This window comes from Rhodococcus sp. 15-649-2-2, from assembly GCF_002258645.1.
Lineage (GTDB): Bacteria > Actinomycetota > Actinomycetes > Mycobacteriales > Mycobacteriaceae > Rhodococcoides.
On sequence record NZ_NPFM01000021.1, the window covers coordinates 272,056 to 298,148 of the forward strand.

Annotated in this window: 28 protein-coding genes and 1 riboswitch; of the genes, 16 read left to right on the forward strand and 12 right to left on the reverse strand. The window is 65.9% G+C overall.

The annotated features are described in order from the left end of the window. Positions 1-2: 2 nt before the first annotated feature. Positions 3-695 carry a thiamine phosphate synthase gene (gene thiE / locus CH305_RS13235; RefSeq protein ID WP_032401758.1) on the reverse strand — a complete coding sequence of 231 codons (693 nt, stop codon included), beginning with the start codon at positions 693-695 and terminating at the stop codon, positions 3-5. 46 nt (positions 696-741) lie between these two features. Continuing rightward, a riboswitch (TPP riboswitch) is annotated at positions 742-853 on the forward strand. Between thiE and thiO the strand changes: the two genes are divergently transcribed. The 7 genes from thiO (at position 854) to CH305_RS13270 (ending at position 7,129) form a co-directional block, all read left to right on the forward strand. Next, complete coding sequence (gene thiO / locus CH305_RS13240; RefSeq protein ID WP_094703999.1) at positions 854-1,921, forward strand: glycine oxidase ThiO; 1,068 nt, start codon at positions 854-856, stop codon at positions 1,919-1,921. After that, positions 1,918-2,133, forward strand: a complete 216-nt coding sequence (gene thiS / locus CH305_RS13245) for a sulfur carrier protein ThiS (RefSeq protein ID WP_032380248.1) — start codon at positions 1,918-1,920, stop codon at positions 2,131-2,133. The genes thiO and thiS overlap by 4 nt, the downstream gene beginning before the upstream one ends. Beyond that, positions 2,126-2,878, forward strand: coding sequence for a thiazole synthase (locus CH305_RS13250; protein ID WP_094703933.1), 753 nt, complete (start codon positions 2,126-2,128; stop codon positions 2,876-2,878). Before thiS ends, CH305_RS13250 begins: the two co-directional genes overlap by 8 nt. A gap of 168 nt (positions 2,879-3,046) precedes the next feature. After that, positions 3,047-4,009, forward strand: coding sequence for an ABC transporter ATP-binding protein (locus tag CH305_RS13255; RefSeq protein ID WP_032401761.1), 963 nt, complete (start codon positions 3,047-3,049; stop codon positions 4,007-4,009). Beyond that, positions 4,009-4,779: an ABC transporter permease gene (locus tag CH305_RS13260; protein ID WP_032401762.1), complete on the forward strand. Its 771-nt coding sequence runs from the start codon at positions 4,009-4,011 to the stop codon at positions 4,777-4,779. The genes CH305_RS13255 and CH305_RS13260 overlap by 1 nt, the downstream gene beginning before the upstream one ends. A gap of 33 nt (positions 4,780-4,812) precedes the next feature. Beyond that, entirely contained in the window at positions 4,813-6,270 is a 1,458-nt protein-coding gene (locus CH305_RS13265) for a M28 family peptidase (RefSeq protein WP_032401763.1), read from the forward strand. A gap of 37 nt (positions 6,271-6,307) precedes the next feature. Then, complete coding sequence (locus CH305_RS13270) at positions 6,308-7,129, forward strand: adenylate/guanylate cyclase domain-containing protein (RefSeq protein ID WP_037148841.1); 822 nt, start codon at positions 6,308-6,310, stop codon at positions 7,127-7,129. On the opposite strand, the gene thiD is transcribed toward CH305_RS13270, so the two are convergent. Then, positions 7,091-7,945: a bifunctional hydroxymethylpyrimidine kinase/phosphomethylpyrimidine kinase gene (gene thiD, locus CH305_RS13275; RefSeq protein WP_032380254.1), complete on the reverse strand. Its 855-nt coding sequence runs from the start codon at positions 7,943-7,945 to the stop codon at positions 7,091-7,093. The two genes, CH305_RS13270 and thiD, sit on opposite strands and share 39 nt — an antisense overlap. A gap of 291 nt (positions 7,946-8,236) precedes the next feature. Here thiD and CH305_RS13280 point away from each other — a divergent pair, with 291 nt between their 5' ends. Next, positions 8,237-8,563 carry a GNAT family N-acetyltransferase gene (locus CH305_RS13280; protein WP_032380255.1) on the forward strand — a complete coding sequence of 109 codons (327 nt, stop codon included), beginning with the start codon at positions 8,237-8,239 and terminating at the stop codon, positions 8,561-8,563. A 115-nt stretch (positions 8,564-8,678) separates the two neighbouring features. Continuing rightward, a complete protein-coding gene (locus tag CH305_RS13285; RefSeq protein WP_037148839.1) occupies positions 8,679-9,029 on the forward strand; it encodes a GNAT family N-acetyltransferase in 351 nt (116 codons plus the stop codon). 57 nt (positions 9,030-9,086) lie between these two features. Here CH305_RS13285 and CH305_RS13290 read toward each other — a convergent pair whose 3' ends face one another. Genes CH305_RS13290 through CH305_RS13300 form a run of 3 tightly spaced genes read right to left on the reverse strand, consistent with a single transcriptional unit; the run spans position 9,087 to position 11,509 of the window. Continuing rightward, complete coding sequence (locus CH305_RS13290) at positions 9,087-9,887, reverse strand: exodeoxyribonuclease III (protein WP_094703934.1); 801 nt, start codon at positions 9,885-9,887, stop codon at positions 9,087-9,089. Positions 9,888-9,939: 52 nt separating this feature from the next. After that, entirely contained in the window at positions 9,940-10,857 is a 918-nt protein-coding gene (locus CH305_RS13295) for a GNAT family N-acetyltransferase (protein ID WP_094704000.1), read from the reverse strand. Positions 10,858-10,906: 49 nt separating this feature from the next. Further along, on the reverse strand, positions 10,907-11,509 hold the full coding sequence (locus CH305_RS13300) for a peptide deformylase (protein ID WP_032401768.1): 603 nt from the start codon (positions 11,507-11,509) through the stop codon (positions 10,907-10,909). 294 nt (positions 11,510-11,803) lie between these two features. On the opposite strand from CH305_RS13300, the gene CH305_RS13305 reads away from it, so the two are divergent. The 5 genes from CH305_RS13305 (at position 11,804) to CH305_RS13325 (ending at position 16,026) form a co-directional block, all read left to right on the forward strand. Next, entirely contained in the window at positions 11,804-12,142 is a 339-nt protein-coding gene (locus tag CH305_RS13305; protein WP_032380761.1) for a DUF3263 domain-containing protein, read from the forward strand. Positions 12,143-12,201: 59 nt separating this feature from the next. After that, the gene (locus tag CH305_RS13310; protein ID WP_230592340.1) at positions 12,202-12,735 is read left to right on the forward strand and encodes a LytR C-terminal domain-containing protein; all 534 of its coding nucleotides are present in this window, start codon (positions 12,202-12,204) and stop codon (positions 12,733-12,735) included. A gap of 114 nt (positions 12,736-12,849) precedes the next feature. Next, positions 12,850-13,566 carry a superoxide dismutase family protein gene (locus tag CH305_RS13315; protein ID WP_032401769.1) on the forward strand — a complete coding sequence of 239 codons (717 nt, stop codon included), beginning with the start codon at positions 12,850-12,852 and terminating at the stop codon, positions 13,564-13,566. A gap of 1 nt (position 13,567) precedes the next feature. Beyond that, complete coding sequence (locus CH305_RS13320; protein ID WP_230592342.1) at positions 13,568-14,698, forward strand: glutamate--cysteine ligase; 1,131 nt, start codon at positions 13,568-13,570, stop codon at positions 14,696-14,698. A gap of 38 nt (positions 14,699-14,736) precedes the next feature. Beyond that, the gene (locus tag CH305_RS13325) at positions 14,737-16,026 is read left to right on the forward strand and encodes a phosphatase PAP2 family protein (protein ID WP_094703935.1); all 1,290 of its coding nucleotides are present in this window, start codon (positions 14,737-14,739) and stop codon (positions 16,024-16,026) included. On the opposite strand, the gene mnhG is transcribed toward CH305_RS13325, so the two are convergent. The 6 genes from mnhG to CH305_RS13355 are packed head-to-tail and all read right to left on the reverse strand — an operon-like array spanning position 15,992 to position 22,391. Next, positions 15,992-16,333, reverse strand: coding sequence for a monovalent cation/H(+) antiporter subunit G (mnhG, locus tag CH305_RS13330; RefSeq protein ID WP_032380261.1), 342 nt, complete (start codon positions 16,331-16,333; stop codon positions 15,992-15,994). The genes CH305_RS13325 and mnhG overlap by 35 nt on opposite strands. Then, a complete protein-coding gene (locus CH305_RS13335; RefSeq protein WP_032380262.1) occupies positions 16,330-16,587 on the reverse strand; it encodes a monovalent cation/H+ antiporter complex subunit F in 258 nt (85 codons plus the stop codon). Before CH305_RS13335 ends, mnhG begins: the two co-directional genes overlap by 4 nt. Next, the gene (locus CH305_RS13340; protein ID WP_329955168.1) at positions 16,584-17,225 is read right to left on the reverse strand and encodes a Na+/H+ antiporter subunit E; all 642 of its coding nucleotides are present in this window, start codon (positions 17,223-17,225) and stop codon (positions 16,584-16,586) included. The genes CH305_RS13335 and CH305_RS13340 overlap by 4 nt, the downstream gene beginning before the upstream one ends. Before the next feature lie 8 nt (positions 17,226-17,233). Further along, positions 17,234-18,877: a Na+/H+ antiporter subunit D gene (locus tag CH305_RS13345; protein WP_032401770.1), complete on the reverse strand. Its 1,644-nt coding sequence runs from the start codon at positions 18,875-18,877 to the stop codon at positions 17,234-17,236. Then, on the reverse strand, positions 18,874-19,530 hold the full coding sequence (locus tag CH305_RS13350) for a Na(+)/H(+) antiporter subunit C (protein WP_037148830.1): 657 nt from the start codon (positions 19,528-19,530) through the stop codon (positions 18,874-18,876). The genes CH305_RS13345 and CH305_RS13350 overlap by 4 nt, the downstream gene beginning before the upstream one ends. Then, positions 19,527-22,391: a Na+/H+ antiporter subunit A gene (locus tag CH305_RS13355; RefSeq protein WP_032401772.1), complete on the reverse strand. Its 2,865-nt coding sequence runs from the start codon at positions 22,389-22,391 to the stop codon at positions 19,527-19,529. Before CH305_RS13355 ends, CH305_RS13350 begins: the two co-directional genes overlap by 4 nt. A 289-nt stretch (positions 22,392-22,680) precedes the next feature. On the opposite strand from CH305_RS13355, the gene CH305_RS13360 reads away from it, so the two are divergent. Next, positions 22,681-23,034 (forward strand): NUDIX domain-containing protein, encoded by a 354-nt coding sequence (locus tag CH305_RS13360; protein WP_094704001.1) that lies wholly within the window; start codon positions 22,681-22,683, stop codon positions 23,032-23,034. 62 nt (positions 23,035-23,096) lie between these two features. Beyond that, positions 23,097-23,849 (forward strand): isocitrate lyase/phosphoenolpyruvate mutase family protein, encoded by a 753-nt coding sequence (locus tag CH305_RS13365; protein ID WP_037148829.1) that lies wholly within the window; start codon positions 23,097-23,099, stop codon positions 23,847-23,849. 63 nt (positions 23,850-23,912) lie between these two features. Here CH305_RS13365 and CH305_RS13370 read toward each other — a convergent pair whose 3' ends face one another. Continuing rightward, positions 23,913-26,093, reverse strand: a complete 2,181-nt coding sequence (locus tag CH305_RS13370; RefSeq protein WP_094703936.1) for an AAA family ATPase — start codon at positions 26,091-26,093, stop codon at positions 23,913-23,915.

A 26,093-nucleotide genomic window follows, 5' to 3' on the forward strand; every position in this document is an offset into this window, starting at 1 on the left:
GGCTAGGCCTGCAGAGCCTGGACCAGCGCGCGAGCGGCTGCCTGTGGGTCCCGGGCCTCGGTGATGGCGCGGACCACCACGATGCGGTCGGCACCGGCTGCCCTGACCTGATCCACGTTGGTGGCATCGACGCCGCCGATGGCGAACCACGGCCGCTCCGGCAGCGCGTCCGCGGTGGCCCGCAGAGTCTCGAGCCCGGCGGCCGATCTGTTGGGCTTGGTGGGCGTGGGCCAGACCGGCCCGACGGCGAAGTAGTCGACGCCGTCCTCGATCGCAGCGAGCGAGGACTGGGCCCGGTTCTGCGTCGAGCGGCCGATCACCACGTCCGGACCGAGGATCTGGCGGGCGTAGTGCACCGGCAGATCGCCCTGACCGAGATGCAGCACGTCCGCGCCGGAGGCCAGCGCCAGGTCCGCGCGGTCGTTGACCGCCAGCAGTGCACCGTGCCGCTTGGTCGCGCCGAGCAGAATCGCCAGTGCAGCCAGCTCGTCCTTGGCCTCGAGCGGCCCGAACTGGCGCTCACCGGCGGAGTTCTTGTCGCGCAGCTGAATGATGTCGACGCCACCGGACAACGCGGCCTCGGCGAACTGCGCGAGATCGCCCTTGTCGCGCCTGGCATCGGTACACAGGTACAGGCGAGCGGACGCAAGACGCTCACGGGGAGTCTGATTGCGGGCGGTCTGAGATGGATGCACAAAGCGAACTGTATTCTCATGGTGGCCGCCACCGACGACGGAGTGGCCGAGATATCGCGGGAGTCCCGAGGATCGTGGGGCTGAGAGTGGGTTCGCCGCCCTTACCGTCAATACCTGAACCCGATCATGCGGGCGCAGGGAGTGAGGACGTGAATCGCGTGCACATCGTCGTTATCGGCGGAGGCGTCATCGGGCTGTCGACGGCGCTGCGCCTGAGCCAGGACGGTCACCGAGTGGTCGTGCACGATCCTGCTCTGGGCAAGGGCGCGTCCTGGGTGGCCGGCGGCATGCTGGCCCCGCTGTCCGAGGGGTGGCCGGGCGAACACGAACTCCTGCACCTGGGTGCTGCCTCGCTGGCGCGGTGGCCGGACTTCGCCGAGCGCCTGCCCGGCCCGTCGGTGTTCTCCGCGTCCGGATCGGTGACGGTTGCCCTCGACTCCGCCGATGCCGCCGATCTGCGGACCGTTGCCGAGTGGGTGGGCGAGCAAGGACACGAATTGGAGATTCTCGGCCGCGCACAGCTGCGTGAGCTCGAACCTGCTCTGGCACAGAACATTCGGCTCGGCCTGCTGGCACCGACCGAGCTGTCCGTCGACAATCGAGCGCTGGTTGCCGCGCTCGAGCAGGGATGCCTGGATGCGGGAGTGGAGTTCGTGACCGCCCCGGTGGAGACCATCCCCGACGTCGATCAGGTGGTTCTGGCCGCCGGGGCACAGTCGGCCGCGCTGTGGCCCACGCTGCCCGTCCGGCCGGTGAAGGGCGAAATCCTGCGGCTGCGTCGTCGACCGAGCGCCGCGCCCCCGCCGCACCGCACAATTCGCGGAACCGTACACGGCAGACCGATCTACCTGGTGCCACGCGGGGACGGATTGGTCGTCGGCGCAACACAATACGAATCCGGGCAGGACACGCAGGTCACCGTCGCCGGGGTACGCGACCTGATAGCCGACGCCGAACGGCTCATGCCGAGCATCGGCGAATACGAGCTGTACGAAACAGCTGCCGGACTGCGGCCCATGAGCCCGGACGGACTACCCATCATCGGCAGGCTGTCTCCCCAGGTGATCGTCGCCACGGGCCACGGCCGCAACGGGATCCTGCTCGCCCCCATCACCGCCGACGCGGTAGCCACACTGATTGCCGGCGAAGTGCTGCCCGAGGCGAAAGCGGCCGACCCCGAACGTTTCTCGCACATTCACAGCCCGCAGATCGAAAGGACACCATGACACAGGTTGCCATCGGCATCACCGTCAACGGCGAGGATCACCTGCTCACCGAGGACATGACCATGACTCGACTCCTCGACAAGCTCGGAATGCCGGAGAAGGGTATCGCTGTTGCCGTCGACGGAGCCGTGCTGCCCAAGAGTCGGTGGGACACCACCGACGTCCAAAAGGGTTGGACCATCGACGTTCTTACGGCGGTTCAGGGTGGTTGATCAACTGGTCATCGCCGATCGCACTTTCAGCTCTCGGCTCATCACCGGCACCGGGGGAGCGGCCAATCTCGCGGTACTCGAAGAGGCCCTCGTCGCGTCCGGAACCGAACTGACCACTGTTGCGATGCGCCGCGTCGACGCCGCGGGTGGGACGGGAGTGCTGGATCTGCTGCGCCGGTTGAACATCGCGCCGCTGCCGAACACCGCAGGGTGCCGAGGATCGGCCGAGGCAGTGCTCACCGCGCAGCTGGGCCGTGAGGCGCTCGAGACCGACTGGGTGAAACTCGAAGTGATCGCCGACGAGCGAACCCTGCTGCCCGACGCCATCGAATTGGTCAAGGCTGCAGAGCAACTCGTCGACGACGGCTTCCAGGTGCTGCCGTACACCACCGACGACCCAGTTCTGGCCAAGCGCCTGGAGGACATCGGCTGTGTGGCCGTCATGCCGCTCGGCTCGCCCATCGGCACCGGTCTCGGGATCGCCAACCCGCACAACATCGAAATGATCGTCGACGCCGCAACGGTGCCGGTGATCCTGGACGCGGGAATCGGTACCGCCAGCGACGCCACCCTCGCGATGGAACTCGGCTGCGACGCGGTGCTGCTCGCCACCGCCGTGACCCGCGCGAAGGATCCCGCGCTGATGGCGTCGGCAATGAGACATGCGGTAGCGGCTGGTTACCAGGCCCGACACGCAGGACGTATACCGAAACGATTCTGGGCGCAGGCCAGCTCGCCGATGTGAGCGGCTGCGTCGGCGGCCCGGCACCTTCCAGGGTTTGCGGCTGCGCCTGGTTGGCCGCGTGCCGCCCATATGACCGACTGTCTCAGGGTGTGTGTCATCCGAAAGGATGATGCAATCGGCGACTGTAGGTCGATGTGCGGACGCGTTCGATCGGGGAAGGTTGACCCCATGATCGAAGTGACAGGATTGACCAAGCAATACGGCGCGGTGACGGCGGTCGACAACCTCACCTTCACCATCAAACCCGGCATCGTGACCGGCTTCCTCGGCCCCAACGGCGCAGGCAAGTCGACCACCATGCGGATGATCCTCGGGCTCGACCGACCCACCTCGGGCTCGGCGACCATCGAGGGCAAGAGCTACAGCCACCTGAAGCAACCACTGCGTACCGTCGGTGCTCTGCTCGACGCCAAGTGGGTGCACCCCAACCGTTCGGCACGTGCTCACCTCGAGTGGATGGCCGCGTCCAACGGCATCCCCAAGTCGCGCGTCGAAGAGGTGCTGCGTCTGGTGGGACTGTCCGAGGTCGCGAAGAAGAATGCGGGCGGCTTCTCACTCGGCATGTCGCAGCGGCTCGGTCTCGCCGGCGCTCTGCTGGGCGATCCCAAGGTGTTGCTGTTCGACGAGCCGGTCAACGGCCTCGACCCCGAGGGCATCGTCTGGATCCGAAAGTTCATGCAGCGCTTGGCAGCCGAGGGTCGTACGGTGCTCGTCTCGAGCCACCTGCTCTCGGAGATGGCCCAGACTGCAGAGCATCTCATCGTCATCGGACGCGGCAAGCTGATCTCGGATTCCTCGGTGCAGGAATTCATCGACCACGCCTCCGAGGCGTCGGTGCGCGTGCGCAGTCCACAGCTCGACGGGCTCCGACAGGCCCTGACCACGGCCGGTCTCACCGTGCGCGAGCCGGACAAGACCGATGAGCTTCAGCCCTCGCTAGTGGTGCTGAACTCCACGACCGACACGATCGGCGATATCGCCGGACGCGCCGGAATCACCCTGCACGAGTTGGCCTCTCAGCGAGGCTCGCTCGAGGAAGCATTCATGAAACTCACCGGAGACACAGTGCAATACCACGGCGCGGGTGCCGAAGACCAGAACACTCAGCAAGCGATGGGCGGGTCACTCTGATGGGCGTCTTGGCAGCAGAAAGAATCAAGTTCACCTCGACCAAATCGCCGTGGTGGTGCAGCGCGATCGTGGTGGTGTTCGGCCTCGGGTTCGGAGCCATCCTCGGTTGGGCCGCAAAGACGGCCATCGGCCCGGATGCTCCGGAGGGGCTACCGCCGACCACTGCGTACGACGTCGTCGGCAGCGGTGTAGGCGGGCTGGGGATCATGGTGCTGATGATCCTGGCGGCCCTCACCGTCACCAGCGAATACCGCTTCGGCCTGATCCGGACGACATTTCAGGCGGTCACCAACCGGGCCTCGGTGCTCGGCGCCAAGGCGCTGATCGTCGGCGTGTACGGCGCGGTGCTGTCTTTGATCCTCGCGTTCGGTGCATTCTTCCTGGCGAAATCGATCGCGGGTGAAGAAGCGGGCGCGCTCCTGAGCTTCGACGTCGACGGCACGTGGCGAGTCATCTACGGCACTGCCGTCCTGGCGTTCGTACAGATCGTTCTCGCTGTTGCGGTGGGTGCGCTCATCCGGCAGTCCGCCGGTGCCATCGCCGTCCTACTGTTGTGGCCGTTGCTGATCGAGAGCCTCGTCGGAGTCATCCCGAAGGTCGGCGAAAAGATTCAGCCGTTCCTGCCCTTCAAGAACGCCGACCATTTCCTCGGCGGCTCGACAGGTACGGACTTCCATTGGGGTCCGGTCGGCAGTCTGATCTACTTCGTCGTCTTCACGGCGGTGATCTTCGGCGCAGCAGTGTTCGTGGTCAATCGTCGGGACGCCTGACACCCTGCGATTTGTCTGGGTAGGGTGTCCGCTATGCGGATTTCCTTGCTTGCAGGTAGCGCCGTCACTGTGTTGATTCTGGCCGGTTGCTCGTCCACCTCGGACGAGGAACCGGCCAGAGTTTTCGCGACACCCGACGGGCCGGGGCTGTCGGCCGCGGTCACCGAGGACGCCCTCGTCGGGCACCTCCAGGAATTGGAAACGATCGCCGCCGCGCACGACGGAAACCGTGCCGCCGGTACCGCCGGATACGACGCGAGTGTCGATTACGTTGTCTCGCAACTCGAATCGGCCGGTTTCGAGGTCACCACTCCGGAGTTCGAGTTCGAGACCTTCGAGGCGCAGACTCAGACCCTGTCGCTCGCGGGCACCGAGATTCCGGTGTTCGCGCTCAGCTATTCACCGACCACGCCTGCAGAGGGCATCACCGCGCGCGTCGTCGGGGCTCCCGCCGGTGCAGACGGATGCGAGGCAGCGGATTACGCGGGCCTCGATCTCGCCGGTGCCGTCGCCGTCGTGCCGCGCGGCGTGTGCCCGTTCGGTGCGAAGCAGACCGTCGCCGCCGAACTGGGTGCGGCAGCCACGATCATCGTCAACAACGAACCGGGACCGCTGGATTCGGGGACACTCGGCGATCCCGAGACCGCAAAGATTCCGACCGGCGGCGTCAGCCAGGAGGACGGCGCAGCGGTCCTCGCGGCACCCGAGGTCACGTTGACCCTCGTCACGACGACCGACACGACCACGAGCCGCAACATCATCGCCCAGACCACCACCGGCTCGACCGAGAACGTTGTGGTGGCGGGTGCTCACCTCGACAGCGTGCCCGAAGGCCCCGGCATCAACGACAACGGCACCGGCACATCGGCAGTGCTCGAGACGGCCCTGCAGATGGGTAGTGCGCCTGAGGTGACCAACGCGGTCCGCTTCGCGTTCTGGGGTGCCGAGGAAGACGGGCTCGTCGGTTCCACCAAGTACGTCGAGGGCCTGTCCGACGACGACAAGCGGAACATCGCCCTGTACTTGAACTTCGACATGATCGGCTCGCACAACGCCGGCTACCTCGCGTACGACGGCGACGACTCCGACAAGGTCGGTGAGCCCGCGGGACCGGCCGGATCCGACGCCATCGAGCGCACGTTCGTCGAGCGGCTGGCCGCCGACGGTGTCGCCGCGGACGGCACCGATTTCGACGGTCGATCCGACTACGGCCCGTTCATCGAGGTCGGTATTCCGGCGGGCGGCGTGTTCAGCGGCGCGGACGAGAACAAGACGGCCGAGCAGGCTGCAAAGTGGGGCGGCACTGCCGATCAGACCTTCGACGAGAATTACCACACCGATCAGGACACCCTGGCGAACGTCGACCGCGCCGCACTGGCGAAGAACGGTGCCGCCGTCGCCTACGGAATCGGCGTCTACGCGCAGTCGGTGGAGGGCCCCAACGGAGTTCCGGTCGGTGCTGCGCGCGAGGCCGCACGCGCCGAAGGGTGAGGCTAAGTATGTGTAACCGTGGGTTACGCTCGATGCTGTGAACGCAGTCGTCTCCTCGGTGGTGGAGTGGGTCCGCACCACCAATCGAGCGCCCACGGTGGTCGGGGCGGTTCGACGTGTGCGGCGAGCACTACCCGGCGACCCCACGTTCGGCGATCCGATGTCCATCGACGGCCCGGGACGAGCATTGGCCGTCGCCCGCGTAGCGGATCGGTTTCTGGCCGCCAACGGACTCGACGACGAACCGGGTGCATCCCGTGAAGTCGGCCTCGGTGCCCTGCAGGTGTGGCAGGCAATCCTCGAGCGGGCCGGCCGCGGCCGCGGCGAATCGGACGTCACGATCGTCTTCACCGACCTCGTCGGATTCTCGTCGTGGTCGCTTCGTGCGGGCGACACCGCCACCCTGACTTTGCTTCGCAAGGTCTCGAAAGCCGTCGAACCCGAGGTCGCGTTCCGCGGCGGTCACGTCGTGAAAAGGCTGGGCGACGGCATCATGGCCGTGTTCTCCGATGCGGACAAAGCCGTCGAGGCCGTGTTCGCAGCACGGGATGCCCTCGGCGCCGTGAATGTCGACGGATACACCCCGACGATGCGAGTCGGTATCCACACCGGCAGCCCGCGTCAGGTGGGATCGGACTGGCTCGGCGTCGACGTCACCGTCGCCGCCCGCGTGATGCAGACCGGCGGAAACGGCAACGTCATGATCTCCGCCGCGGCCCTGGAGGCGGTCCCGCCGGAGGTGCTCGACGCCCTACACGTGGTGGCCAAGCCCTATCGCCGCAGCTTCTTCGCTCCCAAGATCAAGGGCGCGCCCGACGACCTACGCATCCTCCGACTCGTGCAGTCGCCACAGCGGTGACACCGGGCCGTGGCCCGCACCCAGGTCGTAGGACGCGGCCAGGCAACGGGTGACCCATTCCTTACCGAAGGCCACCGCGTCGGGCATCGAGTATCCGTGTGCCAGTGCCGACGCGATCGAGGCAGCGAGGGTGTCGCCGCCGCCGTGATCGTTGCCGGTGTCGATGCGGTCACTGGTGAATTCGAGGAACGTGTCGCCGTCGAACAGCAGGTCTGTGCTGTGGGTGGATGTGCGCAGATGACCGCCCTTGACCAGTGCCCACTGCGCGCCCAAGCCGTGCAGGGCTTCCGCGGCGCGATGCGCGGACGCGTCGTCGACCACCTCGATGCCGGTGATCAACCGGACCTCGTCGAGGTTGGGGGTCACCAGCGAGGCGATGGGAAACAGGGTGTGGCGGATGGCGTCGAGCGCTTCGGCGTGCAGTAGCGGATCGCCGTGCATCGATGCGCACACCGGATCGACGACCAGGGGTACCGGCCGGTCGCGGCCGATGCCCACCTCGGTGCACACGGCGGTGACCGCTTCGATGATAGCGGTGGACGCCAACATCCCGGTCTTCGCTGCGCCGACGCCGATGTCCGAGACCACCGAGCGAACCTGGGCCGCGACTATCTCGGGCGGGATCTCGTGAAAGCCCGTCACGCCGACGGTGTTCTGGACCGTCACCGCGGCGACGGCAACGCACGCATGGACGCCCAACATGGCCATCGTGCGGCTGTCCGCCTGGATTCCGGCCCCGCCGCCGGAGTCGGTTCCGGCGATCGTCAGCGCGCGGACGGGAGTCTCGCCGTTGGGCGTGAGCGGTAGGAACTTCACGAGAGACGACAGTACCGGCGGGCCGGAGGCGACCGTCTCGGTGGCCGAATCCGAACCTGTGAATATTCGGTGAAAACGCGACGTGGCTTCGAATGTTGTTGTATCACAACGTCGAACAGGGCAGCTTATGACCGATACCAGCATTCGAGTCGGGATGGACGGACAAACCTACGCATCCGAAGGTTTGTTGGTAGAAAAGGTGACAGAGCCACCGCGCGCATGTTTAATAGTGGTGCACGTCACATTCGATTCACTCGTTCACCACCCCATACACAGCGAAGGAGGCGTCCCATGCTTGCGAGTTCTCCTAGCGCTGATGTCTCGATCAACAAAGATCAGAACCGGTTCGAGCTTCGATTGAACGGCGATCTCGTCGGGATCGTCGGATTCTTCGAGGTGGAGGGAAACGGCACGCGCGCAACGCGCACGCACGTCGTGTCCTTCATGCACACCGTCGTCACCGAGGACTTCGGTCATCAGGGCTTGGCCGGAATCTTGGTACGGCGCGCGCTGGACAGCGCACGTTCCTACGGTTGGAAGGTCAGGCCGGTCTGCACCTACGTGCAGCGATTTGCCGCGGCGAATCCGGAGTACAACGACATGCTCGTCGCCCTCTGACCGCTGCTGGGATCGTTGCCGGTCGCGGTAGGGCTGGTCACATTCAGGACTCGACTCGGCGACGATCGAGGCACTCGCCTCGCGTCACACGAGCAACACTGGTCTCATAAGTGACATGAGTCACATCATCTCTCGTCGCTCGATCCAGGCGGCACCCGTCGAGCGACCCGTCGTCCGCATCGAGGACGACGTCGATCACAGCAGATTCGATCTCTTCGTCGACGACGAGCTCGTCGGCATCCTCGGCTACCGCTTCGGTGACGGGGATGCGAGCGACGGCTGCGTCGTCGCACTCATGCACACGGTCGTCAAAGAGGAGTACGGCGATCGCGGTTGGGCGGGTGTGCTGGTGCGAGCTTCGCTCAACACCGCGCGCGATCGTCAATGGCGCATCGTCCCGATTTGCACGTACGTCCGGCGCTACCTGGCGCAGCACGAGGAATTCCTGGACCTGATCGCCGAATAGAGAGCACTGCCTCTGCATCGCCGCGCGAGCAGTGGCCGTCGGCCCGGTCCGGCCTGCTCAGCCGATCTCGACGATCACCGGCGCGTGATCGCTGGCTCCCTTGCCCTTGCGTTCCTCGCGGTCGATCGACGCGCCGGTCACTCGGGCCGACAGTGCAGGCGAGGTCAGCGCCATGTCGATGCGTAGGCCTTGCTTCTTCGGAAACCGCAACTGCGTGTAATCCCAGTAGGTATACGTTCTGGGCTCGGGGGTGAACTGCCGCGTCACCTCGGTGAATCCGGCGTCGGCGAACGCGGCGAACGCATCGCGCTCGGCCTGGGAGGTGTGGGTCTTGCCCTCGAACAGTGCAGGATCCCAGACGTCGTCGTCGGTGGGCGCGATGTTCCAGTCGCCCACGAGCGCGATCTGGGTCTGCGGATCGGCCGCAACCCACGCCTGAGCGTCGGCATTCAGTGCGGCGAGCCATTCGAGTTTGTAGGTGTAGTGCGGGTCGGCGAGCTCGCGGCCGTTCGGCACGTAGAGGCTCCAGACGCGGACCCCGTTGCACGTGGCTCCGATGGCGCGGGCTTCCTGCGCGGGATCGATCTCGGGATCCTTGCTGAAGCCGGGCTGATCCTCGAACCCGATCTGAACGTCGTCGAGACCGACCCTGGACGCGATCGCGACGCCGTTCCACTGACTCAGTCCGACGTGGGCCACCTCGTACCCGATATCGGTGAAACGCTCGTACGGAAACTGTGCGTCCTTGCACTTGGTTTCCTGCATTGCCAATACATCGACATCGGATCGCTCCAGCCAATCGACGATTCGATCCTGACGAGAGCGGACGGAGTTCACGTTCCAAGTAGCCAAGCGCACGGGAAGGAACCCTATAGAACCCCTCCGACAGGGTGTTCATCCGATCGCGTCATCACGAATCCGGTCGCGCGTAGCGATAGTGATGATGGTCGACGAAGCCCAGGTCTCGGTACAGGGCGAGCGCGACGGTGTTGTCGACGGCCACCTGCAGGTACGCGTGGGTTGCGCCGCGCTCGCGTCCCCACCGCACCAATTCGCCGCACATCAATGTGCCCAGACCGTTGCGGCGATGCTCGGGAGAGACCCAGAGCGAGGTCAGCCCCACCCAGCGACGACCGTCCGGGGCGGTGGTGACGGCCGCTCGCCCGACTGCGATCGTGCCTGATCCGACTTCGCCGGCCCCGAGCATGCCGAACCCGAGGGTGCCCTCGTGGATCGCCGACGCCACTTCTGCAGCGCCGCGAGGTGCCGCACGGCCCTGGTAGTGCAGTGACGTCAACCAGTCGGCGGTCGGCTCCGCCGTGACGGTGATGGCCGAGTCGCCCTCGCGCAGAACAAGATTCGAGATGTCTGCCGCCATGACGGCACTCTCGTTGTACGACGTCCACCCGGCCGGAGCGGTGCCGAGACGATCGGGTAGCGACAGCGTCGGCGTCAATCCCCGTGCGGTGTATCGATCGCAGATTCTCGCCAGCGTCTCGGGCGTCGTCGACGCCCCGGGCTCGAGCGGTGCCGCCGAATTGGCGCGACCGGTGAAACCGTGACCGAAGCGCAGCTGCCAACCGTCGATCCATTCTCGCTCGACGCCCGGCCATCCGTCGGCGGCGGCAGCTTCGAGTGCCCTGATCTCCGACGTCCGAATCGGCTTCGGGCCCAACGGTTTCAAGGCTACGACGCGCTCGGCGGCAACCTGCACCAACGATCCGTCCCGGCCGCGGACCGAGACGGCATCGGCGTCGAGCGTCACCAGCTCACCGATCACGTCCGTCATCGGATGGGTGTGCCCGGGCGGCAGCCGATAACGGAGCATCACCCGGGTACCCACCGGAATGCTCACTGGTCGACGATCATCGGGTCGGTCAGTCTTCGTCTTCGTCGTCGTGCCCGAACGGATCGTCGACGGTGCCGGGCGTCCAGCTCAGCCCCGGCACGCCCCAGCCGGCGCGCTTGATGGCCTTCTTGGCCGCCCGTGCGTGTCGTCCGATGAGTACATCGGTGTAGAGGAAACCGTCGAGATGGCCCACTTCGTGTTGGAGCATCCGAGCGAAGAAGCCTCGGCCCTCGATGTCGACGGGATCGCCCTTCGCGTCGGTGCCGGTCACCCGAGCCCAGTCGGCGCGGCCGGTGGGGTGCTGCTCGCCGGGAACCGACAGGCAGCCCTCGTCGTCGTCATCGGGATCGGGCATCGTCTCGGGAATCTCGGACGTCTCGAGGACGGGGTTGACGACCTCCCCGCGTCGCCGGAAGACCTTGCCGTCGGCGCCTTGGTCGGGGCAGTCGTAGATGAACAGACGTTTGCCGACGCCCACCTGGTTCGCCGCGAGACCGACGCCGTTCGCGGCGGCCAGGGTCTCGTACATGTCGGCGATCAGCTCGGCCAGCTCGGCGGGTGACTCGGTGACGGGAGCGGTTGCGGTGTGGAGCACCGGATCGCCGACGATCCGGATGGGAAGAATTGCCATGGTCGACAAGGATAGTGGTGCGGGAGTGGAGCCTGCGGAATGACCCAGGGGGGGGTGGTGCGTGTGGTCTCTTGCGCTGCCGGTCTTCGTCGAACACGCCACGCGCCGGTACCTCGCGGGAGCCGTGCCTCGGGCGTCGAGCATGGTTGAATGATTCTCGAAACACAACTGTGTAATTCGGTCGGTGCGCGTACGGGTGCCGGCAGTACTGGGGGAAGCAGATTTCCCCAGGGTCTGTGGTCTCACGAGTTGGTGATCGCACAGGTCCAGGGAGTCGAGAAGTCGAGGAGTGGGATGGACGGCGCAGCAGCGCGTGACTCGAACCAGGCTCAGCAACCGGGAAGTTCGGACGGCTCGCAGGATCCGAACGAAGTCGGTGCAGACGGCCTGAGTCGACGAGAGCACGACATCCTGTCCTTCGAGCGGCAGTGGTGGAAGTACGCCGGTGCGAAGGAAGAGGCCATCAAGGAACTCTTCTCCATGTCGGCCACCCGCTACTACCAGATTCTGAACGCATTGGTCGATCGGCCGGAGTCGCTCGCCGCGGATCCGATGCTGGTCAAGCGCCTGCGCCGCCTGCGGGCGAGCAGGCAGAAGGCTCGCGCGGCACGTCGGCTCGGTTTCGACGTCTGAGCAGGTCCGACTATCGGCGTGTTCCGAGTCGCCGTCGACGGTCGGCTAGGGTCGAGTACGTGAGCAGCCCCAACCCGGAACAGACCGGGCCACCACTCCGCGCTCTGGCCATGGTGTTGATTTCGCTCGCGATCCTGTTCGCGGCGATCGGTGCACTCTCGCTCACCGGCTCCGATTCCGACGAAGCGGCCGCCGAGCCCTCCGCTTCCGAGACGACGAGCGCGCCGGCTGCGGTCGCACCGACCTCGCAGGCCCCCGCAGCGCAGGTACCGGCCGGTGACGCGTCGACCAGCTCCGCGGCCCCCACCACCTCGGGCACCTCCGCCGACGTCGAAGTGCGGGTTCTCAACAATTCCAACGTCTCCGGTCTCGCGGCCGGCACAGCGAGCACGTTGACCGCCGGCGGGTGGAACGTCGCCGAGACGGGCAACTTCAGCGAGGCCCAGTTCGCCCAGACGGCGGTGTACTACGGAACTGCTGCAGGTGAGGAACAAGCTGCGCAGTCGATCGCCACGGAACTCGGTGTTCCGGCCGAGCCCAAACCGACCTCGCTCGAATCCACGGTCGGCGTCGTCGTCATCGTGACGCAATAGGTTATCCAGACCCGAGAGTTCACCACATCGACGACGTGCCCGGTTCGGTCGAATCGGGCGGCACGTTATTATTTTCGAGCCCGGCGAAACTGCCTGAAAGAGGAGCGATTTCCGATGGACATGTTCAAGCGACGCACTGCTGCGACCCGATCGTTGCGTTACGCGGTGCCGGTCCTCGCGATCGCAGCGCTCGGTCTCTCTGCCTGCAGCAACGGCGAGGTTGCGTCCGATACCCCCGGCACAGTTCCGCCGGTCTGGACCGGCGAGTCCGATCCGTCGGCGGCCGCTACGGCAGGCGACGGCCGGGCCGAGTCCGGGTCGGGCTCCGAGGAGACCATCGAGGGCACCCTCCGCAACGCTTCCGGTGCCGAGGTGGGCACAGTGTCGTTCGCGGCCGAGGGTGAGAAGCTCACCGTCACCGCCGAGGTCGAGAACATGACTCCCGGATTCCACGGCTTCCACGTTCACACCGTGGCCGCCTGCGAGCCGAACTCCGTGGCACCCACCGGCGGGGAACCGGGCGCGTTCCTGTCTGCGGGCGGTCACCTGCAGGTCGACGGCCGCACCGAGCATCCGGCCAGTGGTGATCTGACGTCCATCCAGGTCGGCGAGGACGGCACCGGACGTCTCGTCACCACCACCGACACGATCACGCTCGACGATCTGCGCGCCGGCGGTGCGGGAACCTCGGTGATCGTGCACGAGGGTGCCGACAACTTCGCGAACATTCCGCCGCGGTACACACTTCCCGACGGTGCCGCGGTGCCGGACATGACGACCCTGATGACCGGCGACGCCGGTGCTCGGGCTGCGTGCGCGGTACTGCAGTAGTTTGAGCGCTCCCCGGATCGACTTCGCGAGTTCACCTCGCCCGACGCTCGGCGTCGAGTGGGAGATCGCACTGGTCGACAAGAACACGCGAGACCTGGTCAACTCCGCCGAAGCGGTCATGGACGGCGTGCGCGATATCGCCGGGGACACCCCTCGGGTGACGAAGGAATTACTGCGCAACACCGTCGAGCTCGTCACCGGAGTGTGCGAGAACGTCGGGGAGGCCATGGAGGACCTCGGCGGCTCGTTGGACCTGGTGCGCCGCGCCGCGGATCCGCTGGGAATCGACCTGTTCTCGGCGGGCACGCACCCGTTTGCCGAATGGTCCACCCAGCAGCTCACCAGCTCGCCGAGCTACGACGAGCTGATCGCGCGCACCCAGTGGTGGGGTCGGCAGATGCTGATCTGGGGAGTGCACGTGCACGTGGGAGTCTCGTCGCCGCACAAGGTCTTTCCCATTCTCAACTCGCTGCTCCTGCAATACCCACACCTGCTGGCGTTGTCCGCCTCCTCGCCGATCTGGGCTGGAAACGACACCGGATACGCCAGCAATCGTGCGCTGATGTTCCAGCAACTTCCGACAGCCGGTCTGCCGTTCCAGTTCGAGGACTGGTCGCAGTTCGAGGGATTCGTTCGCGATCAGCTCAAGACCGGCGTCATCGAGCAACTCGGCGGCATGCATTGGGACATCCGGCCGGCACCGAAGTGGGGAACCATCGAGGTTCGAGTGTGCGACGGGGCGTCGAGCAAGCGGGAGTTGGCGGCCCTCGTCGCGTTGACACACTGCCTCATCGTCCACCTCGACGAGCGACTCGAAGCGGGGGAGACACTGCCGTCCATCCCGCCGTGGCACGTGCAGGAGAACAAGTGGCGAGCGGCCCGATACGGCCTCGATGCCGAGATCATCCTGGACTCGAGCAGCAACGAACGCCTGGTCACCGACGATTTGCACGACCTGCTCGAGAAGTTGACGCCGACGGCCGTGCGGTTGAACTGCGTCGACGAGTTGGCCGCGGTGGCCGACATTCCCCGGCGCGGGGCGTCGTACCAACGCCAGCGTGCGGTGGCTGCGCAGTCCGGCGGAGATCTGCGAGCCGTCGTGGAGTCGTTGGTCACCGAGCTCCAATCGTGACCGTTTGTATTTAACTTTGTGTTCACTCACCGTTTACGATCAACGGCGTGCTGCAGGGGGACGTCGGGACCGTCGAGGTCGATTCGACACGTGAGAACTCTGTTCGTCCCCTGATCGTCGGCGCTGCCCTCGTTGCCGCGTTCCTGGTGCTGCTGCAGATCATCGCGACGGTCTGGAACTTCCCCGGCCCGCTGCCGAGCGTGTGGAACGACCTGTTCGGCACACCGAAGTCGATGTCGCTGCCGTGGGCGGCGCTGGTCCTGGCCACTGTAGGACTGAACCCTGCTCTCCGTCTGCGCACCCTGGCCATCGCAGCGCTGATCGATGCTGCTGTGCTCGGTGTCCGATTCGGTTTCGACGCCACCCTGACGGTCGGCAACGGCCCGTCCCTCGTGTTGGTCGGGCTCGGGGTCCACGTCGCCCGTCGGGGGGACACTCGGGCGATGCGCGGTGTTGCTCTGGGAGCACTGCTGTTGCTCGCGACCAAGGCGGGCGACGCCTGGTTGCACATCACCACCGTCGCCCGGCCCTACGTTCTGGACGAATACGCATACGCCGCCGATCATGCGCTGGGGAATCCGTCCTGGGTGCTGGGCAACATCCTGGACCGCCTCGGACCGGTCGCCGAAGGAACGCTGCACTGGATCTACATCCAGCTGCCCGTCGCGGCGATCGTCGTTGCGCTGTACCAGCTACGCGGAGTGGCCGCGGGTGCAGCCTGGCCGAGGCACTTCCTGTTCCGCACGTTCCTGCTCATCGGACTCGTCGGACCGGTGTTCTATCTGCTGTTCCCGGTGGTAGGACCGATGTTCGCGTTCGATTCGTGGCCGTCGCAGGTCATGCCGCTCTCGGGCGCGCTCGGCGGGATTCCGTTCGACTCGGAGACTCCGAGAAACTGCATGCCGAGCCTGCACACCGCATGGGCGCTGAGCATCTTCATCCATTCCCGACGCGGCCCCTGGTGGCTGCGCGCCGGCGGCACCCTGTGGTTGCTCGGTACGCTCGCGGCCACTCTCGGATTCGGATACCACTACGGCGTCGATCTGGTGGCCGGTGCAGTGCTGTGCCTGACCCTCGAATCCGTCCTCCGTGACCCCGAGCGCGGCTGGGATCGGGCCCGAATCACGTTGGTGGCCTACGGCTGCGCCGCGATGGCTGCGCTGTTGGTGAGCTACCGCTACCTAGCCGCCGCATTCGCGTCACACCCTCAGGTGTTCGGGCCGCTCGTTCTCGGCGTACTGGCAGCCATGGCGGTCGGCTTCCATGCGGTGTTCTTCGCCGATTCGCCCAGAGCTACCGATCGGACTCGTCCGGTTCCATCTCGTTGACGATCAGCAGGCCGTCGCGGCCCCGCTGCTCTCGGTAGGCCACGCGGCCGACCGTATGAGCGATGACCGGAGCGGTCACCAGGGTGAAAATACCCACCAGCACGAGCATCCAGATGTCGACGTTTCCGCGCAGGCTGATGATTGCCCCGATCAACACCATGATCAGACCGACCACCTGCGGCTTGGTGGCCGCGTGCATCCGCGAGAGAGTATCGGGGAAGCGCACTATGCCCACGGCGGCGGTGAACGCCAGTAGCGCCCCCAACAGAATGAAGATGGATGCAATGACCTGCGCAACGGTGCTCATTCGTCCCTCACCCTGAATCGTGCGATGCTGACCGATCCGACGAAGCTGACCAGCGACAGCGCGACGATGGCCGGTACCAGCGTGGTGTCGCGGCTGTAGACGGCCCATACCGCGAGGCCGCACATGGAGACGGCAAGAATTGTGTCCATCGCGACGAGTCGGTCGAGTGTGCTGGGGCCGTCGAGCAGTCGGAACGCGGTCAGGATCGCGGCGGCGATCAGGAGGACGCCTGCTACGGCGAGTACGACGGTCACGACCAGTCCCCCTTCCTCTTGTCGTCGGTCTTCTTGTCGTCCCGAGGAGCGTCAGAATCGGCCTCGACGGGGTCGTCGCCGAGCACGCCGTGGTACTGCTCGTACTCCTGGTAGTGCAGGGGGCTGGGCTTCCAGTCGGAATCACGCTCGAAGCCGGCGATGAACAGCTTCTCCAGATGTCGGACGTAGGCGTAGAAGCCGTCGACCGCCTTCTGGGTACCCATGTCCAGCACGTGCACGTACAGCAGGCGTCGGGTTCGGTCGATCTCGAGCACCATGGTGCCGGGCACCAGATTCATCGCGTCGACGAACAGGGTGAGCACCAGATCGGATTTGATCGCGATCCGGCAGCGCAGCACTCCGGTGACCGGCGGGGCCTTCGGCCGGATCGCCAACCAGGCGACGCTGACGCTGGATTCGATTGCGTAGTAGAGGAATACGACGGCAAGCTTGACGAGCGAGAACACGTGGATGCGGCCCTCGACCGGCACCCGCGGCAACGGCAGCAGCACCATGATCAGCAGACCCACCGCGATACCGCCGAGGATGTTCGCGGCAGAAACGTTGCCCCACAACAGAACCCAGATGGCCGTCAACCAGGCGAGGGTCCACAGGCGCAGCAGAATCGAGCGGTCCATCTTCATCTTCATCGGGTGCCCTCCTCGTCTGCACGAGCCTGCTCGTAGGCCTGATCGCCGACGAATTCCGCACCGCGCACCGCGTCGATGTACACCGAGCGATCGCGGAGGTCCGCTGCGGCGCGGTCGCTGATGTCGATGATGCGGCCGGCGAATACCGTCATCGCCAAGCCGACGACGACGAGGCCGATCGTCGGGATCAACATGAAGGCCGGCATCCGGCCGACGTCCTCGCGGTCACCGAACTGAATGTCGGACGAGTCGTCGAGCAGGGCGGACGGGCTGTTGTCCGCCAGATCGCCCTCGGGGGCGTCGGCGCGAGCCCGCCAGAACGCCTTGGTCCACACGCGCGCCACCACGTACAGCGTCAGCAGGCTGGTCACGGTGCCACCGGCGACGAGCAGCCAGGCCAACACGCTGCCCTGTTCGCTACCGGCCTGCAGCAGTGCGACCTTGCCGATGAAGCCCGAGAACGGTGGAATGCCACCGAGATTGAGGGCCGGGACCAGGAACACGATCGCCAGCACGGGGCTGGCCGCAGCCAAACCGCCGAGTCGCCGTAGCGACGACGAACCGGCCTGGCGCTCGATCAGACCGACGACGAGGAACAGCGTCGTCTGCACCAGAATGTGGTGCGCGACGTAGTAGATCGAGCCGGACAATCCCGATTGGGTCGACAGCGCGACACCGAAGATCATGTAGCCGATGTGGCTGACGAGGGTGAACGAGAGCAGTCGTTTGATGTCGCTCTGTGCGATGGAGCCGAGGATGCCGACGAGCATCGTCAGCAGGGCGCAGACCATCAGCACGTTGTCGAGTGAGCCGTCCGGGAACAGCAGGGTATGTGCGCGAATGATCGCGTACACACCGACTTTCGTCAGCAAGCCGGCGAACACTGCCGTGACCGGGGCCGGGGCGGTGGGATACGAGTCGGGAAGCCACGTCGACAGCGGGAACACCGCGGCCTTGATGCCGAACGCCACCAGCAGCACGGCGAAGATCGCGGTTCTCGTGCCCGACGGGATGTCGTCCATCCGCACCGCGATATGTGCCAGATTCAGCGTTCCGGTGGCTCCGTAGACCAAGGCGATACCGATCAGGAAGATCAGCGAGGACACCATCGAGACCATCACGTACGAGACGCCTGCTCGCACGCGGTCGGCGCTGGCTCCCAGAGTCAGGAGCACGAACGAGGCGGCAAGCAGTACCTCGAAGCCGACGAACAGATTGAACAGGTCGCCGGCCAGGAACGCGTTGCACACGCCCGCGGTCAGTGCGAGGTATGTCGGCAGGAAGATCGAGACCGGCTGATTCTCACTGCCGTCGCGGATACCCTGACCGATCGAGTACACCATGACCGCGAGCAACACGATCGAGGAAACGACGAGCATCATCGCCGAAAGTCGGTCCACCACAAGGGAAATGCCGAGCGGTGAATCCCAGCCGCCGACCTGAAGTGCGCTGGTGCCGTCGCGATCGGCGAGGTAGAGCATCATCGACGAGATCGCGACCACGGCAGTCAGGGCGACGATGGTGATGAAACGCTGTGCGCGGGGTTTGCGGCCGAGTACCAACGTCAGGGCCGCGGCGAGCATCGGAATGAGAACGGGTAGTGGAGTCAGGGCATCGATCACGCCCGGGGAGATCGTCACTTGTCGTCTCCCTTCGTGTCGTCGGTGCTGCGGTCCTCGGTGCTGCCGTTCTCTGGGCGGCTGTCGTCCTTCTCGGCCGTATCGAGACCGTCGAGCCCGCGGAGCTGTGGGTTGTCGTCGTCGTTGTCGAAGTCGCCGTCGTGCAGATCCTCGTAGCACTCGAGGTCTTCGAGGTTTCTGATCTCCTCGAGGGGAATCGGATTGCCCTTCGAGTCGAATGCATCGCCGCCGAAGCTCGGTTCGCCTGTAACCGGGTCGTCGGAGCGGTCGCGGTCGGGTGCCTCGGCCATCGACCGGCGCTTGGACACCTTGGTGTCCTCGGGGTCGTTCTCGACGTCGTCCTTGGTGTTGAGCGTGAACGATCGGTAGGCGAGTGCGAGGACGAAGGCCGCGATACCCATGGTGATGACGATTGCCGTCAGGATCATCGCCTGCGCCAACGGATCGGCCATGCTTTGGCCCAGGGAATTGTCCCGGCCCACGATGGGCGGCGTACCGGCCGGCCCACCGACGGTGAGCAACAGCAGATTGACGCCGTTGCCGAACAGCAACAGGCCGAGCAGCATCTTGGTGATGCTGCGTTCGAGCAGCAGGTAGACGCCGGCGGCGACGAGGACGCCGACGATTATGAGCATTCCGAGATCAGCGGTCATGGGGCGCTCACTCGGCCTTGGCTCTGCATTTCCACCTGTGCGTCGAGACGTGCGCCGAGGCTGCGCAGCACGTCGAGTACCAACCCGACCACGATGAGATACACACCGAGGTCGAAGAACAATGCGGTGACGAGCTTGATGTCACCGAGAATCGGCAGCGTCACTTCCAACGTCGCCGAGGACAGTGCAGGTGCGCCGAGGAACATCGACGCCACCGCCGTACCGGCCGCGAAGATCAACCCGAGACCCAGGATCTTTCCGGCATCGATCGGCACCGCCTCGCCGAGCTCGTAGCGGCCGCCCGCGAGATACCGCAGCACCAACGCCAACCCGGCCGTGAGGCCACCGGCGAAACCGCCGCCGGGGGCGTTGTGGCCGGAGAAGAAGAAGTAGATCGAGAGCACCATGATCGTCGGGAAGATCAGCCGCGTCGTCACTTCGAGAATCAGCGACCGATGACGCGGATCGATCAGGTCGCCACCCAACAGCCACGTCGTCTCCGCCGCGTAGTTGGAGTCCGAGTTCGACGAGGAGGCGTTCGATGCGGGGGCGTCGGACACCCGCGGAGCGCTGCCGAACCGCCGGTTGCGGAAGACCAGGCTGGCCACGCCAGTTGCGGCCACGAGCAGTACGCAGATCTCGCCGAGGGTGTCCCAGGCTCGGATGTCGACGAGGATCACGTTCACGATGTTCTTGCCGTCGCCCAGCTCGTACGCGGCCTCGGGGAACTGCAGCGACACCGGAGCTGCGCTGCGGGCGTTCATCGCGAATGCGCCCAGCACGCTGACCGTTGCGCCGACGGCGACGGCGAGCGCGGCGCGGGGTCCGCGAGATCCGGCCGAGCCTCGATCGTCGACCTCGGCCGGTAGCTTGCGCAGCACCAGCACGAAGACCACGAGGGTCAGGGTCTCGACGAGGAACTGGGTCAGGGCGAGGTCGGGTGCACCGTGGATGGCGAAGATGACGCCGCAGCCGTAGCCGGTGAGTCCGACGAGGATGACGCTGGCCAGTCGGTTTCGCATGACGGTTGCGCCGAGGCCACCCGCGATCATGATCACGCCGATGACCAACTGGAGCGGGGTGTTCCACAGGGTGTACTCCAGGCCTGGCTTCTGCCCGACGAGCAACACGATGATCGGCAGCAGCACCAGGGTCAGCAGGATGGTGCCCTGGGTGAGGGGGAGCGAACCGCGCTGCGTGGTGCCGGTGAGGCGGATGGACAGGGTGTCCATGGACTTGAGTACGTTGTCGTAGATGCGGTCGGCGTTGCCGAGCGGTGGGTGCTCGAACTTGAGTCGGTTGACCACACGATGAGCGATGAACAGCCCGACGCCGCCGGTGACGACGACGACGGTCAACGCCAGCGGCAGGTTGAACCCGTGCCAGAGCGCCAGGTGATACGGCTCCTGCCCGTACGACGGCAGGGTGCGTGCGTAGGGGCTCACGATGCGGTCGACGATCGAGGACGCGAATCCCGCGACCACACCGAGGACGGCCAGGAATGCAGGCGCGGCCAGGAACAGTGCGGACGGCGCGTGCATGTTCTTCACCGACGGACTCGGACGCTTGAGTTGCTTGCGGCCGAACGCGCCCCAGACGAATCGGATGCTGTAGGTGACGGTGAGAATCGACCCGATCACCAAGCCTGCGACGACGAGGGCGGCGACGGTCGGATCGAGCGTCGGAGTGCTGATCACCGCCGAGAGGGCTGTTTCCTTACCGACGAAACCGATCATCGGGGGCAAGCCGGCCATGCTGGCGGCAGCGAGCGCTGCGATGGCGGCGAGCCACGGGGCCTTCTTGCCCAGGTGGGCGAGCTTGCGGATGTCGCGCGTGCCGGTGGTGTGATCGACGATGCCCACGACCATGAACAGTGTTGCCTTGAACATCGCGTGCGCGATCACCATCGTCAGGCCGGCCAGCATGGCTTTTTCGGAGCCGATGCCCACCAGCACCATCAGGAAGCCGAGTTGGCTGACGGTGCCGAACGCCAGGATGAGCTTGAGGTCGAACGCACGAAGCGCGCGCCACCCGGCCAGGATCATCGACAGCAGCCCCAAGCTGATGATGGTCGCGCGCCACGGACCCGAGTCGGCGAAACCCGGTGCGAGGCGCGCCACCAGGTAGATGCCGGCCTTCACCATGGCCGCGGCGTGCAGGTAGCCGCTGACCGGTGTGGGGGCGGCCATGGCTCCGGGGAGCCAGAAGTGCATCGGCACGATGGCCGACTTGCTCAGCGCGCCGATGAGGATCAACACGATCGCCACGCCGGGCAGCCAGCCGCCCGGGGCGTTCGTGACGACCTCGGACAGGTTGTACGTGCCCGCGGCCTGGCCGAGGACGATGATGCCCACCAACATCGCCAGCCCGCCTGCGGTGGTGACGAGCAGAGCCTGCGTGGCCGCGCGCCTACTCGAGGCACGCTCGGCGTAGTGGCCGACGAGCAGGAACGACAGGACCGTCGTGATTTCCCAGAAGATGTAGAGCACCAGCATGTTGTCGCTGGTGATGAGGCCGAACATGGCACCGGAGAACGCGACCATTTCGGCGGCGAACAGGCCGAGCCGTGGCTCGTCGTCCTCGAAGTAGCGGGCGCAGTAGAGCAGAATCAACGCGCCGATGCCCAGCACCAGCAACGACATGATGGCGGCGAGGGAGTCGAACCGCATATCGATGTCCATCGACAGGCCGGGAACCCACTCGATACTCAGCTTCTGCTCTGTGTTCCAGTTGACGAACACCCAGATCAGACTCAGCAGGGGAACGAGTGCGAGCGGGAAGAAGGCAGTGCGACCCCACCACCGGACGAGGAGCGGGGCGAGCAGCGCGGCGGCGGTGTGCGCAAGAAGAATGGCGAGCAAAAATCACTCCGTCGTCTCGGGTCGCATCGGCTGCGGGGCCGAGGCGGTGGTCGTAGGGCGGCGATGAGTAGGGTTTGGAAATCTGTGTGAAATTCGACCTATGGCTTTGAGAAATAACGAACCGGCCACCGAACGGTGGCACCTCGGTTGTCGGATTCCATCCTACTTTGCGTGGTCGACGGCGGACCCAGCGGTACAAATCGGACGTATCTCGGAAAGAGGAACTGTGCCCGCGAACGGTGAGAGGCTCATTCGGACGGCCGGGTTGGCCTACGTTCGGGACCGTCGAATGATCCAGGCGCGATCGGTTGGCAAATCCGCGTTCTACATGGCGGGCGGCAAGATCGACCCCGGTGAGACGTCAGAGCAGGCATTGCACCGGGAGATCAGGGAAGAACTGGACGTCGCAGTGATCGAAGCTCGGCTCCTCGGAGTGTTCGAGTGCGAGGCCTGGGGACATCCGACGGGAACACCGCTCGAGATCACCTGCTTTCTGGCCGATCTGGTGGGCGAACCGTCGCCGACCAGCGAAATTGCCGAGATCAGGTACTTCACCCGGGACGAGTACGCCGCGATGCCCGACGTCGCGCCGGGATCGCTGATGGTGTTCGACCGGATGAAAGCCCTCGATTTGATCGACTGAAGCGCGTATGTTGGTTGTCGAGAGAACGTACGTTCTCCACAGCCACCGCGAAGGAGTCTTTTATGACGAACCTGTCCCAGAAAGCCACCACCCTGCTCGAGCTGCACAAGCCGGGCAACCCGGTCGTGTTGCCGACGGTGTGGGACGCCTGGTCCGCCAACCTTGCCGTCTCCGCCGGATTCACTGCGCTGACCGTCGGCAGTCACCCGGTCTCGGACTCCATCGGCAAGCCGGACAACGAGGGCATCACCTTCGACGAACTCCTCGCCCGCATCACGCAGATCTCCGGAGCCGTCGACGCACCGCTCTCGGTCGACATCGAATCCGGCTACGGCGAGGACCCCAAGCGCCTGATCGACGGACTGATCTCGGCCGGAGCCGTCGGCCTCAACATCGAGGACACCGTCCACAGCGAGGGCGGACGCCTCCGTGAGGCGCAGGAGCACGCCGACTTCGTCGGAGCACTGCGCGCGGCGTCCGACGCCACCGACGTGCACGTGGTCATCAACGCCCGCACTGACCTGTTCGTCAAGGAGATCGGCGACGAGAACGATCGCGTCGACCGCGCCATCGCGCGTCTGAAGCTGGCCGCCGCTGCCGGAGCCGACTCGCTCTACCCTGTCGGTTTCCACAACGACGCCGACTACAAGCGTCTGGCCGAGGAACTCCCGCTGCCGATCAACGCCATCGCCAACCCCGCCGAGGGCGATCTCTCGCACTTCGCATCCCTCGGTGTCGGTCGCATCAGCTTCGGACCGATCTTCCAGATGGTGCTCGCCAAGCGCGCCGAAGAGGTCCTCGCCCGCTGGAAGTGAGTGCGGCTCCGCCGCAGTGGCGTGTTTAAGTGCCTCAGAGGGCACTCAACCACGCCACTGCCGCTAGGCACTCCCGTAGGCCTGCAGATGCGCCACCTGCTCGGGATCGAGTGACGGCTTGACCGTCGCCCGAGCAGTGGCGACATCGGCAGCAGTGACGGCGGCGGCATCCATCGACCGACGCATCGCCGTCAATGCCGCCTCGCGCAGCAGCGCCGCGCAATCGGCGGCGGAGTAACCGTCGAGATCGCGGGCGAGAGATTCCAGATCGACGTCCTCGGCCAGCGGAATGGACTTGCCCGACGCCTTCAGGATGTCCACCCGGGCATCGGAATCCGGCGGCGGCACGAACACCAGACGCTCGAGCCGGCCGGGCCGCAGCAGAGCCGGGTCGATCAGATCGGGCCGGTTGGTTGCTCCCAGGACCACCACGTCACGCAACGGTTCGACGCCGTCGAGCTCGGTCAGCAGCGCTGCCACGACCCGATCACCGACGCCCGAATCCGAGCTCTGCCCGCGCCGGGGTACGAGCGCATCGACCTCGTCGAGGAAGATGAGCGAGGGGGCAGAATCGCGGGCCCGCTGAAAGAGCTCTCGCACAGCCTTTTCCGAGGAGCCGACCCACTTGTCCATCAGCTCTGCGCCTTTGACCGAGTGCACGCTGAGCTGGCCGGAGCTGGCGAGAGCGCGCACGAGGAATGTCTTGCCGCACCCGGGTGGACCGTAGAGCAGCACACCGCGCGGCGGTTCGATTCCCAAGCGCGCGAACGAATCCGGATGACGAAGCGGCCACAGCACCGCCTCGGTGAGTGCCTGCTTGGTCTCGACCATGTCGCCGACGTCCTCGAGGGACAGGCTGCCGATCGCGAGCTCCTCACTACCCGAACGTGACAGCGGGCGGATCACCTGCAGAGCGCCCACCAGATCGTCCTGAGTCAATGACGCTGCGGCCGAGCTATCCGACGCGCGGGCCGCGGCACGCAACGCCGCCTCACGTGTCAGTGCAGCGAGATCCGCGACTACGAAACCCGGTGTTCGTGAAGCGATCTCGACAAGATCGACGTCGTTCTGCGGCACCTTCTTCAGCAAGTGTTCGAGCAATCCCTTGCGGCCGGCGGCGTCGGGCAGGGTGAGCGTGAGCTCGCGATCGCACAGGTCCTGGCCCCGGAGTCGGGCGTCGGTGGCCTCGGGATGCGCGGTCGTCGCGATCAGCGCCAGCCCCGGAGTGTCGACGGCCCGGCGCAGCACGTCGAGCACGAAGGTCGACGCCGGTTCGGGATCGGACGGCAACAGTGCGTCCACGTCGGTGATCATGAGAACCCCGGAGCCGGCGAGTTCGTCCACCGCCGCAGTGACTCGCTCGACGCGAGCGGACGCCTCGAGCGCGCCGATCGACGGACCGTCCAGTACGACGCAGGCCCGCTCACCGATCACCGCGCGGGCCAACGTGGCCTTGCCCACCCCACCCGGCCCGGTGATCAGCACTCCCAGATGCGGCGACGCGCCGAGTGTGGCCAGCAGTTCCGATTCGTCCAAGGCCAACCGCAGCCACTCGGTCAGCTTGGCGGACTGAACGTTCACGCCCACAAGATCAGCAGCGCTCACTCGTGGGGGAGCAGCCCTGGGCGCATGCGACGCGGATTGTGTTGTACCGGAAGCAGCCACGGTGCCGGTTCCCCAGCTCACCGCCGAGTTGGGCTGAACACTCACCGGCCCACCCGACGGGTCGACGGCCGAGACCGTCAACAGTTCGGTGGTCCAGGCAACCCCGAACGTCCTCGACAGTGCCTGCGTCGCCGAACTCGTCGACGTACCGGGGCCCAGGTCGCGGGGGAGCAGAGATACCGTGTCGCCCACCGTCAACACCTTGCCGAGCAACGCTTGTCGCAGGGTGGCGTCGGAGATGGAACCGGTGGCGAGCGCGGAGCCGGTCACCGTGACGGTCTTGGCGCCGTAGACGGTGACGGGCGCGACTGCGACAGTGGCATTTTCGCGCAAGCCGGCATTGGAGAGAGTGACGTCGTCCAGCAGTGCGGTGCCCTGTGGCGAACCCTCGGGAGCCGCAGCGACGACGGCCGCAGTACGCCGAGAACCGATGAGCGACAACGCATCCCACTCCCGCAGGCCGAGGGCGGCGAGTACCTCCGGATGCAGTCGCACGACGCCTCGTCTGGCGTCGGCCGCCGAGGTGTTCAGTCGGGCGGTGAGAACGAGCTCGGGTGCCTTCGATCCAGAATCGGTCAC

What these genes read in the sequence shown, in the direction of transcription:
- thiS (WP_032380248.1), top strand. Translation starts at nt 1,918, where the DNA reads ATGACACAGGTTGCCATCGGCATCACCGTCAACGGCGAGGATCACCTG.
- CH305_RS13295 (WP_094704000.1), bottom strand. Translation starts at nt 10,857, where the DNA reads ATGCTCCGTTATCGGCTGCCGCCCGGGCACACCCATCCGATGACGGAC.
- CH305_RS13260 (WP_032401762.1), top strand. Translation starts at nt 4,009, where the DNA reads ATGGGCGTCTTGGCAGCAGAAAGAATCAAGTTCACCTCGACCAAATCG.
- CH305_RS13300 (WP_032401768.1), bottom strand. Translation starts at nt 11,509, where the DNA reads ATGGCAATTCTTCCCATCCGGATCGTCGGCGATCCGGTGCTCCACACC.
- CH305_RS13265 (WP_032401763.1), top strand. Translation starts at nt 4,813, where the DNA reads ATGCGGATTTCCTTGCTTGCAGGTAGCGCCGTCACTGTGTTGATTCTG.
- CH305_RS13315 (WP_032401769.1), top strand. Translation starts at nt 12,850, where the DNA reads ATGGACATGTTCAAGCGACGCACTGCTGCGACCCGATCGTTGCGTTAC.
- CH305_RS13360 (WP_094704001.1), top strand. Translation starts at nt 22,681, where the DNA reads ATGATCCAGGCGCGATCGGTTGGCAAATCCGCGTTCTACATGGCGGGC.
- CH305_RS13305 (WP_032380761.1), top strand. Translation starts at nt 11,804, where the DNA reads ATGGACGGCGCAGCAGCGCGTGACTCGAACCAGGCTCAGCAACCGGGA.
- CH305_RS13255 (WP_032401761.1), top strand. Translation starts at nt 3,047, where the DNA reads ATGATCGAAGTGACAGGATTGACCAAGCAATACGGCGCGGTGACGGCG.
- CH305_RS13350 (WP_037148830.1), bottom strand. Translation starts at nt 19,530, where the DNA reads ATGACCGCTGATCTCGGAATGCTCATAATCGTCGGCGTCCTCGTCGCC.
- CH305_RS13285 (WP_037148839.1), top strand. Translation starts at nt 8,679, where the DNA reads ATGAGTCACATCATCTCTCGTCGCTCGATCCAGGCGGCACCCGTCGAG.
- CH305_RS13340 (WP_329955168.1), bottom strand. Translation starts at nt 17,225, where the DNA reads ATGGACCGCTCGATTCTGCTGCGCCTGTGGACCCTCGCCTGGTTGACG.
- CH305_RS13365 (WP_037148829.1), top strand. Translation starts at nt 23,097, where the DNA reads ATGACGAACCTGTCCCAGAAAGCCACCACCCTGCTCGAGCTGCACAAG.
- mnhG (WP_032380261.1), bottom strand. Translation starts at nt 16,333, where the DNA reads ATGAGCACCGTTGCGCAGGTCATTGCATCCATCTTCATTCTGTTGGGG.
- CH305_RS13280 (WP_032380255.1), top strand. Translation starts at nt 8,237, where the DNA reads ATGCTTGCGAGTTCTCCTAGCGCTGATGTCTCGATCAACAAAGATCAG.